The sequence below is a fragment of the Paenibacillus sp. FSL W8-0187 genome, assembly GCF_037969755.1.
Lineage (GTDB): Bacteria > Bacillota > Bacilli > Paenibacillales > Paenibacillaceae > Paenibacillus_AQ.
The window spans coordinates 3,117,347-3,133,760 of record NZ_CP150206.1 but is presented as its reverse complement, the minus strand read 5'-3'; the positions used below and the strand labels follow the sequence as shown (position 1 = coordinate 3,133,760).

Below are 16,414 nucleotides of genomic sequence, written 5' to 3'. Positions count from 1 at the left end.
ATCTCTTAATGGATAAACTAGAAGTAACTTTATTTTTCATGGAGGCGATCTTTATGCGGCAATTCAACTATAACAACCAACGGAAAGGACAACTAACAATGAAACGAATGAGGGTTATTATATATGAAGAAAATATTGAATATTGGGGTTTTGGCCCATGTTGATGCCGGTAAAACCACACTAACGGAGCAAATCCTGTTTAGATCCGGAATTATTGATCAAGCGGGCTCCGTTGACCAAGGCAATACCATCACGGATTCGCTGGACATTGAACGCAGACGAGGCATCACGATAAAGTCCGCTGCGGTATCGTTCATGCTGGGCGATCTAAAAATCAACTTGATCGATACGCCGGGACATGCCGATTTCATCTCGGAGGTCGAGCATTCACTAAGTGTGCTGGATGGCGTCATTCTGGTCATTTCCGCGGTTGAGGGCGTACAGGCCCAGACGCGGGTGCTCATGCAAACACTGAAAGAACAAGGGATTCCCACCGTTCTATTCATGAACAAGATCGATCGAATGGGCGCGAATTACGAGAAAGTCTCTACCATGATACGTAATCTGCTGGATGAACATATTTGTGAGATGAGCTCTGTTACTCAGGAAGGCAGCGCAGCCGTTCGGGTGGATGTGGCTGATCCCCATAACGCCGGGTGGGTCGAAATGTTGGCACTGACCAATGACGATCTGCTGAACGACTATGCTCAGGATATTCCCATATCTCGCGAACGGTTGCAGGAGGAATTACACAGGCAAACCCAGCAAGGTAAAGTATACCCCCTTTTTGCAGGATCAGCAGCCAAAGGGATCAGCATCGAGCCGCTGCTTCATGCGCTTGGTGAATGCTTCCCCGTTAATGACGCCTCGGAGCTTCAGCATGAATCGTTATCCGGCTTGGTGTTCAAAGTCATCAAACTTCCGAATGGGGAACGTAACGTCTACCTCCGGCTGTTCGCCGGCAGTATCCAGGCACGTGATGAGATTAAGGTGATCACGCAGAACGGAAACACCACCATGTTCAAGGTGAAACACCTACATGCTCTGGATGATGGCAAATCCATTCCGGTGAATCAGATCGATGCCGGTGACATTGCGATTCTCATTACTGATGAACTCAAGGTGGGCGACGTCATCGGTGCTGTATCCGACAGGATGAAGCGGGTCCATTTTCAGAAGCCGCCGATACAAGTCCAAGTGTCAGCCAAGAATCCTGCGGAGGAGCATCAACTTTACACTGCCTTAAGCGATCTTACTGAAGAGGATCCGTTCCTGCAATATATCCAGGATCCAAATACCAAGGAACATATCATCCACGTATTCGGCAAAGTCCAGCAAGAAATTCTGCTGGAAACGATCCAGCAGCAATACGGCATCGAAGCTGTATTTTCAGCTCCGCGGGTCATTTGTATCGAGAAGCCTGTTGCGATGGGAGAGGCTGTTGAATATATGGGCGAGTGTCCTTTTTATGCAACGGTTGGCTTACGAGTCGAACCTGGCGAGAGAGGAACTGGACTTCACTATCGACTGGAAGTGGAGCTGGGCTCCCTCCCCTTATCCTTTCAGAAAGCGATTAAAGATACCGTGGTTGAGGTGCTGCAAGAGGGACTGTATGGATGGTCCGTGACCGATATTATGGTGACGCTGACGCATACCGGCTACGCAAGTCCGGTATCGACGGCAAAGGATTTTCGCAGTCTGACCCCGCTCGTCCTCATGGCTGCGCTCAACATAGCCGGAACGGAAGTATATGAGCCCATAAACGTGATCCAATTCATTCTGCCGGAAACCAGTTTGAGCAAAGCGTTATCCAGATTGGCGGCACTGGAAGGGACTTATCAGGAACCCACATTCCACAACCATGCCGTCCACATTCATGGTACCATTCCCGTACGGACGACCGACTTGCTGAAAGCCGAAGTCCATTCTCTAACAAGCGGTGAGGGCATGCTCTCCGTAAAACCAGGAGGCTACGTGAAGGTGCAAGCCACCGTCCCTGTGAATAAACGGAGACAAGTCAACCCGCTAAATCGCGGTGAATATATGCTTCATTTGAACAAGATCATGTAAGAACATATGTATCAATCCATAGCGGTGCCGAGAGATGATCTCGCCCGCTATTTTGATGTGCTTAAAATCCTAGCGTCACTCTATCTTTCTTAGTCTGGTGCAACTCTTTTTGCCCCTTGTCACTTATTAAGTGATAGGAAAAAACGTTGCTCTAGACCCACCCCTGCTCTGCTTGGTAATATAGTCAGGTACTATTTTTTGGGTGTGCGGAAGGAGTCGGCTAGATTTGGAACAACAACGTTATCATGATTTAAAATTGGGTGAAAAAGGTGCCATCATCAGTATCATTGCTTATATCTGTTTATCTGCAATTAAATTATTGATAGGGTACACCGCGAACTCCGAGGCCCTGCGGGCGGACGGTTTAAATAATTCTACAGATATCGTGGCGTCCATTGCTGTATTGATCGGACTGCGATTATCGCAAAAACCTGCGGACCGGGATCATCCATACGGTCACTGGAAAGCGGAAACGGTAGCCTCCTTGATCGCCTCTTTTATTATGATGGCCGTCGGGATCCAGGTCTTGTTCGGGGCCGTCTCTTCCATGTTTGAAGGAAACCATGAATCTCCTGATCTTATATCCGCATGGACCGGCATTGTCTGCGCCATTGTGATGTACTTGGTCTACCGATATAACAAGCGCCTGGCCGCCAAAGTAAACAGTCAAGCCGTAATGGCAGCGGCAAAGGACAATCTCTCGGATGCCTGGGTAAGCATCGGTACGGTTGTGGGTATCATCGGCGCTCAATTTCATCTCCCGTGGCTCGATCCGCTTACCGCCGTACTGGTAGGCTTCCTGATATGTAAAACCGCTTGGGATATATTCCGCGATGCCTCTCATCATTTAACCGATGGCTTCGATGAAAACATTGTCAAAGACTACAAAGAAACCGTAAAACAAGTGGTTGGCGTTAAGGGTGTCAAGGACATTCGGGCAAGGAATTATGGCAGCAACACGGTTGTCGACATCGTCATCCTGGTCAGGTCGAATCTGGATATCCGGGTCGCCCATGATATTTCTGACCAGGTGGAACATGAATTAAAAGAAACCCACGGCGTTTATGACGTACATGTTCATATAGAACCGAGTTAAACCTGCAACATTACAAAGTGTCATAACTAACGAAGAAGGTCCGGCCATATTCCTATTGGCCGGACCTTAACTTTATTTCTTTTACTTATTGCTCCGCTATGTGCTCTAGCAGATTTCCTGGCTGACAACCTAGCGCTGCATAATTGATCATCGTCAGAACCATAAGAAGAATCAGGTTCATCTTCTATTTTCTCAGAACAAACAAAGACCGCGTATATCTCGACAACAATTTCAAAGTTATGCGCGGAGCACGCAAGCAAAGAGAAGTAGGAGAACGGAGGTCTCCCTTTTAGACTTTATTACGATCTCAGGTTTAGGTATTTGGATTGCATGCCAACTGTCTTCTTCAACGATTTGCCTTGTATTACTGCTGTTCTCGATAAGTCATCATTGGATTGACTTATCGAGAACAGCCCTTAATTTCAACTTCTATATCGTGTCATTACATATCGCTCTGCACTAATTTAACTTTTTCTAAAGTTCGAACGAATGTAACCGTCGCTTCTGCACGGGTAGCGGCTTTTTGTGGCAGGAAGCTGCCATCCGGGTGGCCCAAGATGATTCCCTGTCCCGACAGTGCATCTACCGCCTCGCGGGCCCAAGATGAAATGTCCCCTTGATCGCTCTCATACTCATTAGCTGTTGAATGCTCTCCTTAGCCCAATGCCAATGGATGTCAGTTAATTCAACCTCGTGCTTCGTTTCTTCTGCCAACTCTTCATATTTTTCTTTCTCGCTAGCAATTACGGCAATCAGTGCAGACATGCTGCGTGAAGCCGCCTCTGACGAATTCAAAGACCTGATTGATACTCTACTAGCCTCCCCCCCGGAATAATAAACCGTTCTAATCATAAGCTTATAAAAGAAAGCCAAAAGAGGAGGGTTAAGTGAATTGACGAAAGTTAAAGTTAGTTTGCGGCCCATTGTTAGCAAGCTAAATTTACCCACTGTATTGAAAACAACGATTCTTCCGGGCGACTCCATCGAAAGATTATTTATTGCAACCCAAGTAGGAGAGATCTTTTACATAGGAAACGGAGTTATAGAGACTTTCTTAGATATTCGCCCACGAATCCTGAAACTAGGTGGTTCTAGCGGCGGATATGACGAACGGGGTTTGCTAGGACTAGCATTTCATCCCCAATTTTATTATAATCGTCTGTTTTATCTCCACTATTCAGTAGCTGGAACCCAAGGTCCAGGGGCTCTTCCAGGTGCTCCTCCTGAATCTTTTAAGCCGAACCCGTGCAATGCTAGCACCTTAAACCTGAAGTGGGAAAATAGAGAACATCAATACGATCATATCGATACAGTCGAAGAATGGATTCTGCAATCGAATGGCCAACCTCAAAAAAGGCGGACATTACTTAACCTCAGAAGGCCATTTTTAAACCATAACGGTGTCAATAGCTTAAACTTTTCCCCTGAAACAGGAAGGCTTGTTTTGACAACCGGTGATGGCGGATCAGGCTATGATCCGTTTAATTTAAGCCAAGACGATATGGAAATCGCAGGTAAAATCATCGAAATTGATGTCGTTAAGAATACGTTTATCGATAATCCGCCCGTAGTTACGCGCTTTAATGAACTGCCCGTACCCATTCAGGAAACGCTTACGGTAATAGCCAAAGGCGTTCGCAATATACCCGGCATTTCATTTCAAAGGTTTTATAATCATTTTATCAAATACGTAGGAAATGTCGGACAGGATCTTGTAGAGTCGATTTTTTCGTTCGTTCATTATAAACCGATACCGGTTACTCAGCTTATTCAAGCTTCTTTAGTGAGAACGGAACTGGACCAAGAAGGATTTATTAACTTCGGCTGGCGCGGTTGGGAAGGTGCTTTTCCGACCTCGATCATAACCGGTTGCTCTGCAAATCCAGCTTTGAACGAGAAAACCATTGCTTATTACGATGAAGCCGTAAGAACTTCCGCACAGCGTCTCCAGCCTCTGACAAGTTATTTTCATGAAGATTCTCGAATCGACAAGTTTAGAGCAACTGCACTTACGGGAGTACAGCCCTATATGGGATATGAAATCCCCTCTTTATCAGGAAACGTTGTGTTTACCGATCTAGCTCGAAAGAATGAATCTCAACTTCCTGTTAGAGGAGCCTTAGCATATACCAGGGTAAGAACGGATGGTAAACTACATGATTTTCATGTTATTGAAACCGATTATCCGTTTGGGTCTGAATCCGCGTATTATGTTAGTTTGGGAACGAATCTGAATCAAACCAGACTCTACCTAGGGGTTTATGGCTCAACGAAAGTGGTTGATGCTAACCAAGGTACCGTTTTTGAAATTATTCCATGATTCATAACGAACCCAAGCCGGAGGGAATGATGGACAGCGTTATATCGTTCAACAACGTATGGTTCCGGTACGATTCGCGCCAAGATTGGACACTTCGAGAAATCAATCTAACCCTTGATGAAGGAGAATGGCTTACGATCGTGGGTGGTAACGGTTCTGGAAAATCAACGTTAGTTCGATTGATTAACGGTCTGCTCCAACATACATCGGGAGAAGTCACCGTTTACGGAAAGACAACATGTGACCATCAGAACTTATGGAATATTCGCCAAAATGTAGGTATGGTATTCCCCAACGTGGAGAATCAAATTGTTGGCATGACCGTTCAGGAGGATACGGCTTTTGGCTTGTATAATATCGGCGTTTCCCCGGAAGAAGCAGAATCCCGATGCCGATCCGTCTTGCAATTGCTTGGACTCGATGAACTGAAAGATCGTCCTCCGTATTTTCTATCTGGCGGGGAAAAACAAAAGCTCGCGCTTGCCGGAGTTCTGGCCATGGAGCCCAAAGTGATCATTGTTGACGAGTCCACTTCCATGCTCGATACCCAAAGCGCCCGACAAATTCATGAGATCCTGTCCGAACTGCATCGTGACGGATTTACGATTATCCAGGTGACCCATGAGGTCGAAGAGATTTTCACTGCCGATCGTCTTGTTGTGATACAAAAAGGTAAGATCCAGTTCGATGGAACGCCCGAAGAAGCGGCGGCAAATTCATGCGTTTTTACGGACTCTGGCCTTCTCCCTCCGTTTTCTGTTCGAATGCGTGATCTTGCCAAGCAAACAGGGCTGAGTTTACCTACTACGAATGAATTTGAGTTCGGGGATGAGTGATGGATATTGTTTTGGAGAACGTCAATTGCATGCTTGCGGCCAGAACCCCTTTTCATAAAAAAGCCATTGATCGAATCTCGCTGCACGTTCCTGCAGGGCAGTTCGTGGCGATTATGGGGCCAACCGGGAGCGGAAAAACCACATTGGGACAGTTGATTGGAGGCCTGATCCTCCCTCAATCAGGGGTAGTACGGATCGGACCTTACCGAGTCAATAAAAAGTCCGACCGCCTCCGCCTTTGGAAAGCAATCGGATTTTTGTTCCAATTCCCCGAGCACCAAGTCATGGAGGATACGGTTTTCAACCATATCGGAGCCGGACTACATCGAATAGGTCCGAGGCGGGAATGGGTTACCGAGCAAGTGAAACAAACGATGGAAGCCGTAGGGTTGTGCTTTTCACAGTTCAAAGACCGGTCACCATTTCAAATCAGCAGCGGTGAATTGCGGCGGATCGCACTAGCAGGAGTACTCGTTACGGAACCGAAAATTCTCATTCTGGACGAACCGACAGCGGGTCTGGATAGCTGGGAACGGAGCAGAGTGTTGTCGTATATAAAGCAAATTCATGATGAGAAAAAAATGACGGTTCTCTACATTACTCATCGGCTTGAAGAAGCCCTCGAATACGCTGATCGGATTCTCGTGTTAGACCATGGTCAATTGTACGTGGATTTCCACCCTTCTAAAATTCGGGATCACTGGCGGCGGCTGGAGCGAATCGGTTTTGTGAAAACGCCCCTGCTCCGTTTTATAGATTCACTCGAAAAACAGTTCGACCAAAATATGCTCGAAAGTGTATATAAAGAAGAGCAATTGATGTCATTCATCACAAATCTCTCTAGGGAGGAACTGTGACGTGCAATGGTTGAAGTTGCTGTCTTTCGGGCCGTCTATGAACACGCGCTCTTTTTTGCAGGACTTGGATCCTCGTTCAAAACTTATCTTTACAGCGACATATTTATCTTTGGTTACCATTTCAAATGATCTAGTCAGCGTGGTTTTCTATGCAATCGTTGGGTTGTTGTTGGTTCTCGCCGCCCGATTGCCCCTAGCTTATTTATGGAACGGCCTGCAGGGTATGCTTCCCCTTCTGCTCACGCTGTTTTGTTTCCACATCCTGTTAGGCGATCTTAAACATGCAATTCTCCTGCCTTGCAAGCTCATTTTTTTTATCACAACGGCTATAGCGCTCAGTGCAACGACTCCCCTGACCAAGCTGGCTGACGGACTAGCGTCCATCCTACGCCCGCTTACTCTCATTCGATTTCCGGTTCAGAATTTCGTATTTATGATCTCGGTGGCCTTCCGGTTTATTCCTCTCTTTATTGATGAAGTCGACTCCATGTTGAAATCGCAAAAAGTGAAACACGCGCGTTATAAAGGCGAAGGCCTTCGAACCACATTACAATCTCTTCTTCAGCTTCTCGTCGCGCTGTTCGTTGCCGTGCTTCGCCGTGCAAACCAACTGGCTCTCGCGATGGACGCTCGCTGTTACTTACCGGGAAATAAAATCCGGGCACGCCGTTTACAGTTTAGTTGGCGCGATTGGTTGACGATCATTTCTGCGCTGGCTCTGCTTCTGATCCATGTGCTGTTGAAAGGAGAAGTTTTTGAACGATGAATCCCATGAATAATTACTGGTTAAAGCCCGTATGTCCAGAAGTTTCAGAGATTAACACCCGTTTTGGAGCGGCCCAATTTGCCACAAGAAAAATGATTACGGTCGCTTTTCTTGCCGCGCTATCCGCCATTTTTCAATCCATGGGAGGGTTATTGCCAGGGATAGGCTACTTGATTAGTCCCCTCGCCACAGCCCCCATTGTGTTAAGTACGATCCTTTCCGTCGGTTCCGGTCTGACCGCCTATTTGCTCACGATGTTGCTTCTCTTTTTTATCCAACCAAGCGAACTGATCGTTTTTCCTTTCACGACAGGCTTATTGGGGCTTGGGGTTGGCGGTTCGCTGATATATTTGAAAGTACGTTTGCCGGTCGTTATTACCGGGTCGTTGTCTTTGTGGGCGGGAATCCTTTTGTTGCTATACGTTTTTCGATTTCCTGTACTGGGCCCGGCAGTTTCATCAACATTTAGCCTGAGTACGATCACCATCGTTTATGTGTTCTCGCTTTTCTACAGCTGGCTTTGGGTAGAAATAAGCAGGTATTTCATTAAAAAAATAAGTAAAGGGATTACTTGAAAAAGACTAGGCAATCGAATCATAAAAGGTGAAATAGCCGAATTCATCAGTAAATACAGGTTCTTTATCAATATGGGCTTCTGCTTGTTTGATCCGTTCATGCAAAGCAAGCAAATCATTCGGATGCTTCCTCAAGTGTATTTACATATCACCATATAATATGGTCGGGTGACACAAATCTATTTAAGCTATACTAAATATAAAAGGATGAATTAACCATAAATCCATAATTAAATCATCAGATGTTATGCCAATAGAAAGTATAATGTGAATGCTGATGAAAGCCTATGGACTTATAAAAGGGATTATCAGAAATAACATATGCTTTCTTAGCACCTAAGGAACAGCTTCTTTTTAAGGCTTCTAAAACCACCGCTTTACCAAGTCCTTTATGCCGGTACTCTGGAATCGTACATACTGGTTCAACATAAGCATAATCCGTTTTCTTACTATACCATAAGCCGCAGTATGCAACATATTCCCCATCTTCATTTTCTGCAACAATATGTAAAAATGGATTCATATTCGCTGCTGACAACATTTTTTGTTGCTTATGAATAGTAATTTCATCAACAGGCACATGTCCTTCATGGTCAAATGCCTTCCATAGTAATTTCTGATGCTTATATAAATCATGTTTTACGTTGAGATTTTTCATTGTTATGCCTTCAGGAGTTATGTAATCAAGACTAACATTCTCTAGTTCAAGTTCAAGTACATTTTCAGTCTGATCATTCTTCACAAATTTCTTGCTGCGTAATAAGTCTAGAGTGTGAGTATCCGCATCATTCACCGCAATCCCAAGGCCTTTTTCATTACTAAAAGTATCAATGGCATATTCCAATATATCCTTTCCCAATTCTCTATACCCTTGTTTAGTTGCAAAAAATGCTTCGCCGAAATAATGGTCATAAGTTGTTATACCTACTATCTCGTCATTACAATACCACAAGCCAATCTTATCCATTAAGTCACTATTAAAGTCAGGATGAAAAAACATCCATTCCCACCTTGCCCAATTCCAATTTATATGTTTACGGTCATCCTTTAATAATTCAATCAAAAACTCACAAACTTTATCATAATAAGAATTATCGAAGTTTCTAAAAACAATTTTCATTTCAATCCCCCATAAAACAAAAAAATTTACGACAAAATAAAATACCAATGCTTTTCAAAGGCCATACATAAATTATACTGCGCATCTCCAATGATTTAATCTACTCCGTTAGCCATTCACGAAACGCCCTAGCCTTTAAGTGACGAGAACATCAGCGATGACGTAGTGACATCAAGAGTCAAACCTGCCTCAAAATCCTCCAATTTATCAAAAACATTCTTTAGCCATTCCTCGTCCAACCATAAATCAGGCTTGCTCATCTCTCTTTCCGCAGGATGACCTGTGGCAAACGTATCCACGCCGTCCTTACTTCCAAAGTAGAAGTCCACAATCTTTAAAGACTTTTTTTCGGCGGTAATCAGCATTTTACTTCCCATTCCTGAACCTTCAAATTGAAATGCCAATTCAAGATAGCAAAAGTTATCTTCTGTATGTTGTAACTTGGCTTGTTTAAACTCATTTTTCAACCCGTAATTTATAGAATTTCCACTTTGTAAATCCTGTTTTTGCGTTATCTCCAACATTTTATCTGCGAATTTTCGTAGGTTCTTGTTCGAAATATATTTTTCAAATAAGACTTTTTCTTGCTCTGCAACTGCACCGTTAAATAAGTTTACAAATGCCTTCCCAAACTCTATAATCGTTTCGTCATCTGCCTTACTAAGATGTTCACCTTGAATAGAAAAGTCTTGATTTGCAAGTTGGTTTAGTATATCTTTTGTCTTTTTCTCGAGGGATGCCTTACTGGTTTCAGCTGGAACTGATTGAGTTTCTTTGCTTAATGCTTTGTCTTTTATATCATGGGTTTGTTTGCATCCTGTGAGTGTCACTAGCGAAGATATCATAAATATCAATATTGTCTTTTTCATATCAAAACCTCCTGCATCAAACATAAGTAAACTTTACCCCACATAATTTTTAAGCAATAGTGAATCCGCTGCGTGTTTGAAACATGTCAAGGCTAACTAATTCAAATTGTTTCATTGCTCCTCCTTATATAAAGTTTTTTCGGCTATTTCTTATAACGTTTCAGTAGCCATGATCCCTCACTGGAATAAGGCACTATAACGCCGGGTCCAACCGAAGAGCAGATACAATGTTAGAGGATGTTATTGCCTTCTTTACTATTTAATTGATCTATTAAGTTAGTTACTTCCCTTGATGTTTTAAGTATTATTATATTTTTTTCGTTTTCATATTTTTTTAATTTTTCGAGTATTCCTGGTCTTTTATATTTTCTGAAATTCCACACCCATTTAATGAACTCCCAATCTAATTGCTCAGGACATCCCTCATTCAAATCAGGTCTCGTTCTTCCATGGTATTTAATTCTTCGTTTAATGACTCTATAAGTAGTTATCCACGGAGGTAAATCAAAGAAAATTATGGTATCTGCTCTCGAAATTCTAATATCTATTGTTCTATTATAATTTCCATCAATAATCCATTCATCATTTTGAATAAGCTCTCTTAGAAATTCATCCCATTCGTGATTAGGGGTTGCAATCCATCCAGGTTTCCAATAATACGCATCTAAATGATACAATGGTAACCCTAAAACTTCAGAGAGTTCACTTGAAAATGTAGATTTCCCTGATCCTCCAGATCCAATTATCATTATTCTCTTCATTTTGTTCTCCTGGTTATTAATGGATTATAGTTACTTCAATTGTTGCAATAATTTCCTCTAACGTTCCGCATTCACAACGAGAGCCGGCCTTAGATAGCACCTATCCTAGGTCGGCTCGTGTGTTGTCTGAGTAATCTTCCATGATTTATACATCGGGCGAGCAAGGGGATGTAGGCCCCACAGCGCGAATGCTATGTAAGGTGATGCCCCTGCTCTCCTCTGAATTAGCGAAAGAAGTCTTTACATCCCCCGATCTGATGACACCAAAGATATCACCCGACTACAGCTTCCTTGCTTTAAAAATAGCTGTTAACGGAACCATTTGCGATTTTTTGTTCCAATCACTAAGTTCGCCTGTTAATTGCAAAGTTTCGTCGTTTGTCTGTTCAATCAATTGCTCAATTACAAAACCTGCCTTCGCCAAGGTGTTCACGTAAGTTGATATTTTTCGGGAGCAAAGAAAAACATTTTTCCCGTCAAGATCTCGCTCAGACCATGTTTCATCAAAATAGCTATTTTTAAAAAAGGCTCTTCCTTCTTCAAATGCCACGCTCATATGGATAGGATGCGACCAACTGAAAATAAACACACCATCCTTTTTCAAATATGATGCAACCCTGTTGAATGTACCCTGTATATCCGTTGTCCATCCAATTGCATAAATTGAATAAACATAATCAAAATAATCGGATGGTAGTCCGTGTTCTTCTTCCATTGCCCCACAAATCAGCTTAGCTGTATAGCCACTTTCTGAGAGGCATTTCGCTGCCTTCTCAATTTGGTTTTTAGAAATATCTATTCCCCATAACTCAGCGGCCTTGTTATTGCCATGATATTTAAGAGATTCACCGTTGCCGCATCCAATATCTAAAAGTTTTTTACCTGCTACATCACCAAATAAGTTTAATTCATTTTCCGTTAAAGTATTACAACCGTAATAAGGCAGTACAATTGCTTCTAAAAAATCATTACCGTTCTCGTCCCAATAAATCTTATTCGTGTTATGTATATTGCTAAAAGTTTTGTTCATATGATTGCCTCCACGTAATATAATGATCTTACTTCACAATCTGCTCCTCGAATACTTCTCTGAAAAGCCTGTTAAACAAATTCTCTTCTACAAAGTCAAAGACCTTTGTCAAAACAGTATGAATCTTTGTCATAACCATTATGTTCATAAAAGGCATGGGCATCTGTGCGTTTGAATCCACTACATAAGATTATGGTTGAAATCCCTTTCCTTTTGGAATAATCCTCCACATATTTAAGCAGTTTTGTTCCTATTCCTTTATTCTGAAATTCTATTTGCACAGCAAGACCCTGGATGTGTAAGTAACCAATTTCATCTCCAAATGATAACGCCTGTACCGTTGTAATAAAACCAACCACTTTATTTTCAAATAATGCTACAAATGTTTTATAGTTCCCATCTTTATTCATTCTCTCTAGCGTAACGGAAAAATTATCAAGATTAACCTTGCGGTTTCCTAACACATTAATCTCTTGTTGTTTTACCATGCTGTATGATTTGCAAAGTGTCTTGCGCAGTTGCTTCCGTGGTATACCTTTGATTTTTAATCATCGTAGATAATTAATGAGTCACCTTTGCTAAATTCTTGATCTCAACGAAGGGTTGTGCGAAGAATATATCCATTAATTTTTTATAACCAAATTGTCAATCACCCTTCTTCAAAATGCCTCTGGCAGACCAAGAGGCCTAAGCACCGCTGCGTAAATACAGTGTTATCAGATATGATTGTCTTCACTCCGTTCTCAACATTTCTTATTGTATTGAATTAAAATAATTTCCCTTATTTTTAGCTAGAAAGTGCTTAAAGAGGGAATGCATTTTGCTTCAAAAATGCTTATTATGTACGTTGATAAGTCGAACATATGTTATCGCATATAGTCAGGCTGTTCCAGAGTAATAGGATTCGGATTGCTGAGTACCCAATGCACTGCCAGTTCGCACAGTCTCGCAGGTTCATCACTACCATTTCCGTTGTGAAGTTCTTTCGCTAATGTTCCTGCCTCCTGAAGTGAAGTGGGATTTAATGATGTACCCATGCTAAAGTAATGAATCAAACTATTGAGCATTTTACGATATTGATTATCCCAGTTGATACCCCCATTATCTAAAATTTCGTATGACACTTTACCAGTAATCCGGATAACCTCACCCTGTACGGTTTTCGCATGTCCTTTTGAAGGAATAAGTAAATTCCAGAGTTCATTATGTTGTGCCTGCCATCCCTTTGTTGATACTGTTATTGAAGAGGCGCCGTCGTGCGTCTTTCGCTTCTCTACTGGAGTAACATCAAATAGCTCATATAGACGTAAAAGTGCCTCATCGGTTTGATTCAAATATTCTTTATTAAAGCCTTCTCTGTGAAATTCAAAGTCATTTCCGATTCGCTTAATAGAATCTTTCATTTCCGGCGTTACAGTTATTCCAGCGTTAAGCAATATATCGGCAACTTCCGCCATATTGACAATATCCGCGTTTTTGCACGATGCCAAAGCTTTTTCTAATGCAGTCTGTCTCATATTATTTTTTGCGCTGATATTTGCGCCTTTAGTAACCAACGTGTGAACCGCTTTTGGTTTAAATGAACCTGCGGCGGCAAATAAAGGTGTCTCGTTTCGATAATCAGCGGCTTCTATATCTGCACCCAAATCAAGCAGCAACTCCGTATTACCACACCAACTCATTACATGTTTGTGCAAAGGCGTTGCTCCGTAATTATCTCTAGCATTTATATCAGCCCCTTGTTCCACGAGCCAGCGAACCAATTCATTCGGTACTTGGTAAAAGCTCAAGGCTGTTGATTTACTGTAACCGCCTCGGGCATCCAATTCGCATCGGCTAAATACCTCTTTTAATGCTGATATATCGCCTGCATTAATTAGTTCATCAAAATTTTTCGGTAAGGTTTTTTTCTTCTTGCCCATATGTTCTTTCTCTCCTTACGTCAGAGTTTATAAATTTTCTTCATCACATATAAACTCTACATGTTACCATCTTTTTCATTTTGCAGCATTAAAAGTTGCAATTGAAATCAAATTTCAACAATATATTATTTAACATTATCTTGCAATCATTTCTGGTAACGTTCGTGTATTCACGACGCCCCACCACCTTAAAGGAGCGAAGCGACTGGCCTCGACGCAGTTAGCTGGTACGGGTGTGTCCGGCTGAATTCGCTTCTTGTATACTGAAATGATTCATCGATCCCGCTTCGGACTGCTGCCGGACCTAGGGTCGACAGGACCGAAGCATTAATAATATGTTAACTGAAGTAATCCCCTCCCCAGATCAAACATCTAATAATTTTGGTTCGGATTAAAGGCTTATGTCCTAACTGGATCAGATCCCATTGTTGGGGGAAATTCCGTACAATTGATTTATCCCGCTGCTCAGGATACTGGTAATCATAAGTGCAATGGTTCGGGGAGATTGCTGCATTCCAGTTTCGATCCAGTTCAGAAGAATGCTGAGATTGGAGGCAGCGAAGTAAGCAATCATATAGTCCTTCGGGACGATCGTATCGGCCAAATCCGGTCGGTTATCGAGGATTTTGGAGAGGTGATGTTCTTTCAAAAAATCCTTAATTCGAACAGCGAAAGCAGGATCTCCATTTGGGCCAAGGATAACCTTGAAGAAATCAGCGTGCTCGCCGTAGTATTCGATAACCTTCACCATTGCGGGATCGGGCTCATTTTTGACAGCGTAGGACAGATAGTTGTAAGGATTAAGATTCTTCATCCTCTCTGACAAGCCCGTCCATATGTCAGCTTTCACCCGTTCGAGTAAATCGATTGCATCTGTATAGTGTAAATAGAAGGTGCTGCGGTTTAAACCCGCTTTCTCCGTAATATCACTGACAGTAATACGGGATGGTCCTTTTTCCTCCAGTACCTTTATGAGAGCTTTGTATAGCACTGCTCTTGTTCGTGCCTTTCGACGATCCATTTTCTCGGCCATACTGATTCACCTCTGATTTAATTTTTGAGAAAATCGACAGTTCTTATCACAGATATCGATTATGCAACAGATCTGGATAATATCAATGATTGAATAGGTCATTAATTTTTTTTAATATAATCATACGATAGGTTATTCAACACTGCTGTTGATTAACTCCGATCAATTTCCTAAAAATACCTTGAATTGGAGGAGAGAGGGATATGGGAGTATGGGACTATTTTACACCAGAGCAACAGGAAAGACTGAGTAAGAGAATAGAACAAGTGAAAAATGAATTGGGTCTGGAGGAATTTAAGAAATTGAGAAGTGAGTCGAATGAAGTCGTCTCCAAACTAATCAAAGGATTTGAACAGGGAGTACCTCCCGAAAATGAAGAGATTATCGCTTTAGCCAAACGTTTAGATGAGAGTCAGGCTATGTTCAATGAACGAGATCCTGAGATGGAAGGAACGATTGAACGATTTCACGTTGAAAACCCTGATGAGAAAGATCATGGAATGGATTTGAAAATCTACAGATATATTGAGAAAGCTAAGTCTTACATTAGATAATTATTTAGCTATTGGTTGATTGCATTTACTCGATTAAAAACATTGAGCAGGTATACGAATGACGAACAGTTGGAATGGTTTCAAACCGGGTATTATCGTTGCCTCTATTATCAATGTACTAGAATAACATCATTCCGTTCATTCATATACCACTCATTACTTGAAACATTTTTATATCCCTTAGCCCATTTGTTTTTCGACTTCCAGCACTTTATCAATTAACAAAAATGGATACCTATGAGGCAGAATATCTTGAATATTAATCATTTAAGAGACTTGTCTTTCATTATGTTGTATTACGTCTTAACACGCCTGTAATACGCTTTTCTATTCTAGTTTTGTCGTCTTTATTATGCTTCAATATTCTTTAATCCATTTCCTGTTCACTTCTTTTTCCAATTGTGTTATCATACTTTGTAAGAAGCTGAGTGCGGCTAACCTCAGTTCAACAATTGGCTTGGAAGGGTTATCCCTTCTGAGTTAAAAAGGACCAAAAACCCACCTCTGGCTCTAACCTTGGGGTGGGTTCTTACTTTCTCTTGGTGTTAGAATCGAGCCACCCAAGATTCAACTGTCTTTCCTATTGTACCATCCTCGCAGAATTG

Annotated in this window: 16 protein-coding genes and 1 pseudogene; 8 read left to right on the top strand and 9 right to left on the bottom strand. The window is 42.1% G+C overall.

Going from position 1 to position 16,414, the window contains the following annotated elements; all coding sequences use genetic code 11:
• Positions 1 to 123: 123 nt before the first annotated feature.
• Positions 124 to 2,070 carry a translation factor GTPase family protein gene (locus MKY48_RS14210; RefSeq protein ID WP_339293261.1) on the top strand — a complete coding sequence of 649 codons (1,947 nt, stop codon included), beginning with the start codon at positions 124 to 126 and terminating at the stop codon, positions 2,068 to 2,070.
• A 226-nt stretch (positions 2,071 to 2,296) separates the two neighbouring features.
• Positions 2,297 to 3,166, top strand: a complete 870-nt coding sequence (locus MKY48_RS14205) for a cation diffusion facilitator family transporter (protein WP_339293260.1) — start codon at positions 2,297 to 2,299, stop codon at positions 3,164 to 3,166.
• A 582-nt stretch (positions 3,167 to 3,748) separates the two neighbouring features.
• On the opposite strand, the gene MKY48_RS14200 is transcribed toward MKY48_RS14205, so the two are convergent.
• Positions 3,749 to 3,931, bottom strand: a complete 183-nt coding sequence (locus MKY48_RS14200; RefSeq protein WP_339293259.1) for a hypothetical protein — start codon at positions 3,929 to 3,931, stop codon at positions 3,749 to 3,751.
• Between the two features lie 127 nt (positions 3,932 to 4,058).
• Between MKY48_RS14200 and MKY48_RS14195 the strand changes: the two genes are divergently transcribed.
• From MKY48_RS14195 to MKY48_RS14175, 5 genes are read left to right on the top strand one after another with little or no spacing between them, the layout of a single operon-like run.
• Positions 4,059 to 5,486 carry a PQQ-dependent sugar dehydrogenase gene (locus MKY48_RS14195; RefSeq protein ID WP_339293258.1) on the top strand — a complete coding sequence of 476 codons (1,428 nt, stop codon included), beginning with the start codon at positions 4,059 to 4,061 and terminating at the stop codon, positions 5,484 to 5,486.
• A gap of 29 nt (positions 5,487 to 5,515) precedes the next feature.
• Positions 5,516 to 6,322, top strand: coding sequence for an ATP-binding cassette domain-containing protein (locus tag MKY48_RS14190; RefSeq protein WP_339293257.1), 807 nt, complete (start codon positions 5,516 to 5,518; stop codon positions 6,320 to 6,322).
• Complete coding sequence (locus MKY48_RS14185) at positions 6,322 to 7,179, top strand: ATP-binding cassette domain-containing protein (protein ID WP_339293256.1); 858 nt, start codon at positions 6,322 to 6,324, stop codon at positions 7,177 to 7,179. The genes MKY48_RS14190 and MKY48_RS14185 overlap by 1 nt, the downstream gene beginning before the upstream one ends.
• A gap of 1 nt (position 7,180) precedes the next feature.
• Positions 7,181 to 7,945 (top strand): energy-coupling factor transporter transmembrane component T, encoded by a 765-nt coding sequence (locus tag MKY48_RS14180; protein WP_339293255.1) that lies wholly within the window; start codon positions 7,181 to 7,183, stop codon positions 7,943 to 7,945.
• Positions 7,942 to 8,520 (top strand): hypothetical protein, encoded by a 579-nt coding sequence (locus MKY48_RS14175; RefSeq protein ID WP_339293254.1) that lies wholly within the window; start codon positions 7,942 to 7,944, stop codon positions 8,518 to 8,520. The genes MKY48_RS14180 and MKY48_RS14175 overlap by 4 nt, the downstream gene beginning before the upstream one ends.
• Positions 8,521 to 8,758: 238 nt before the next feature.
• Here MKY48_RS14175 and MKY48_RS14170 read toward each other — a convergent pair whose 3' ends face one another.
• From MKY48_RS14170 to MKY48_RS14140, 7 genes are all read right to left on the bottom strand, one after another.
• A complete protein-coding gene (locus MKY48_RS14170; protein ID WP_339293253.1) occupies positions 8,759 to 9,640 on the bottom strand; it encodes a GNAT family N-acetyltransferase in 882 nt (293 codons plus the stop codon).
• Between the two features lie 128 nt (positions 9,641 to 9,768).
• Entirely contained in the window at positions 9,769 to 10,509 is a 741-nt protein-coding gene (locus MKY48_RS14165; RefSeq protein ID WP_339293252.1) for a hypothetical protein, read from the bottom strand.
• Between the two features lie 230 nt (positions 10,510 to 10,739).
• Positions 10,740 to 11,270, bottom strand: coding sequence for a DNA topology modulation protein (locus tag MKY48_RS14160; protein WP_339293251.1), 531 nt, complete (start codon positions 11,268 to 11,270; stop codon positions 10,740 to 10,742).
• A 280-nt stretch (positions 11,271 to 11,550) separates the two neighbouring features.
• Positions 11,551 to 12,300, bottom strand: coding sequence for a class I SAM-dependent methyltransferase (locus MKY48_RS14155; protein WP_339293250.1), 750 nt, complete (start codon positions 12,298 to 12,300; stop codon positions 11,551 to 11,553).
• 95 nt (positions 12,301 to 12,395) lie between these two features.
• Positions 12,396 to 12,788, bottom strand: a complete 393-nt coding sequence (locus MKY48_RS14150; protein ID WP_339293249.1) for a GNAT family N-acetyltransferase — start codon at positions 12,786 to 12,788, stop codon at positions 12,396 to 12,398.
• A 378-nt stretch (positions 12,789 to 13,166) separates the two neighbouring features.
• Positions 13,167 to 14,222: an ankyrin repeat domain-containing protein gene (locus MKY48_RS14145; RefSeq protein ID WP_339293248.1), complete on the bottom strand. Its 1,056-nt coding sequence runs from the start codon at positions 14,220 to 14,222 to the stop codon at positions 13,167 to 13,169.
• Between the two features lie 415 nt (positions 14,223 to 14,637).
• A complete protein-coding gene (locus MKY48_RS14140; protein ID WP_339293247.1) occupies positions 14,638 to 15,255 on the bottom strand; it encodes a TetR/AcrR family transcriptional regulator in 618 nt (205 codons plus the stop codon).
• A 203-nt stretch (positions 15,256 to 15,458) separates the two neighbouring features.
• Between MKY48_RS14140 and MKY48_RS14135 the strand changes: the two genes are divergently transcribed.
• Positions 15,459 to 15,809 carry a TipAS antibiotic-recognition domain-containing protein gene (locus MKY48_RS14135; protein WP_339293246.1) on the top strand — a complete coding sequence of 117 codons (351 nt, stop codon included), beginning with the start codon at positions 15,459 to 15,461 and terminating at the stop codon, positions 15,807 to 15,809.
• A 140-nt stretch (positions 15,810 to 15,949) separates the two neighbouring features.
• Here MKY48_RS14135 and MKY48_RS14130 read toward each other — a convergent pair.
• Positions 15,950 to 16,076 (bottom strand): annotated as a pseudogene (locus MKY48_RS14130) (beta-hydroxyacyl-ACP dehydratase); the annotation flags it as partial.
• Between the last annotated feature and the right edge of the window lie 338 nt (positions 16,077 to 16,414).

Excerpts from the sequence above, each read along its gene's own strand:
- MKY48_RS14210 (WP_339293261.1), top strand. The coding sequence starts at position 124 with ATGAAGAAAATATTGAATATTGGGGTTTTGGCCCATGTTGATGCCGGT.
- MKY48_RS14200 (WP_339293259.1), bottom strand. The coding sequence starts at position 3,931 with ATGTCTGCACTGATTGCCGTAATTGCTAGCGAGAAAGAAAAATATGAA.
- MKY48_RS14190 (WP_339293257.1), top strand. The coding sequence starts at position 5,516 with ATGGACAGCGTTATATCGTTCAACAACGTATGGTTCCGGTACGATTCG.
- MKY48_RS14185 (WP_339293256.1), top strand. The coding sequence starts at position 6,322 with ATGGATATTGTTTTGGAGAACGTCAATTGCATGCTTGCGGCCAGAACC.
- MKY48_RS14175 (WP_339293254.1), top strand. The coding sequence starts at position 7,942 with ATGAATCCCATGAATAATTACTGGTTAAAGCCCGTATGTCCAGAAGTT.
- MKY48_RS14170 (WP_339293253.1), bottom strand. The coding sequence starts at position 9,640 with ATGAAAATTGTTTTTAGAAACTTCGATAATTCTTATTATGATAAAGTT.
- MKY48_RS14165 (WP_339293252.1), bottom strand. The coding sequence starts at position 10,509 with ATGAAAAAGACAATATTGATATTTATGATATCTTCGCTAGTGACACTC.
- MKY48_RS14160 (WP_339293251.1), bottom strand. The coding sequence starts at position 11,270 with ATGAAGAGAATAATGATAATTGGATCTGGAGGATCAGGGAAATCTACA.
- MKY48_RS14155 (WP_339293250.1), bottom strand. The coding sequence starts at position 12,300 with ATGAACAAAACTTTTAGCAATATACATAACACGAATAAGATTTATTGG.
- MKY48_RS14150 (WP_339293249.1), bottom strand. The coding sequence starts at position 12,788 with ATGGTAAAACAACAAGAGATTAATGTGTTAGGAAACCGCAAGGTTAAT.
- MKY48_RS14145 (WP_339293248.1), bottom strand. The coding sequence starts at position 14,222 with ATGGGCAAGAAGAAAAAAACCTTACCGAAAAATTTTGATGAACTAATT.
- MKY48_RS14140 (WP_339293247.1), bottom strand. The coding sequence starts at position 15,255 with ATGGCCGAGAAAATGGATCGTCGAAAGGCACGAACAAGAGCAGTGCTA.
- MKY48_RS14135 (WP_339293246.1), top strand. The coding sequence starts at position 15,459 with ATGGGAGTATGGGACTATTTTACACCAGAGCAACAGGAAAGACTGAGT.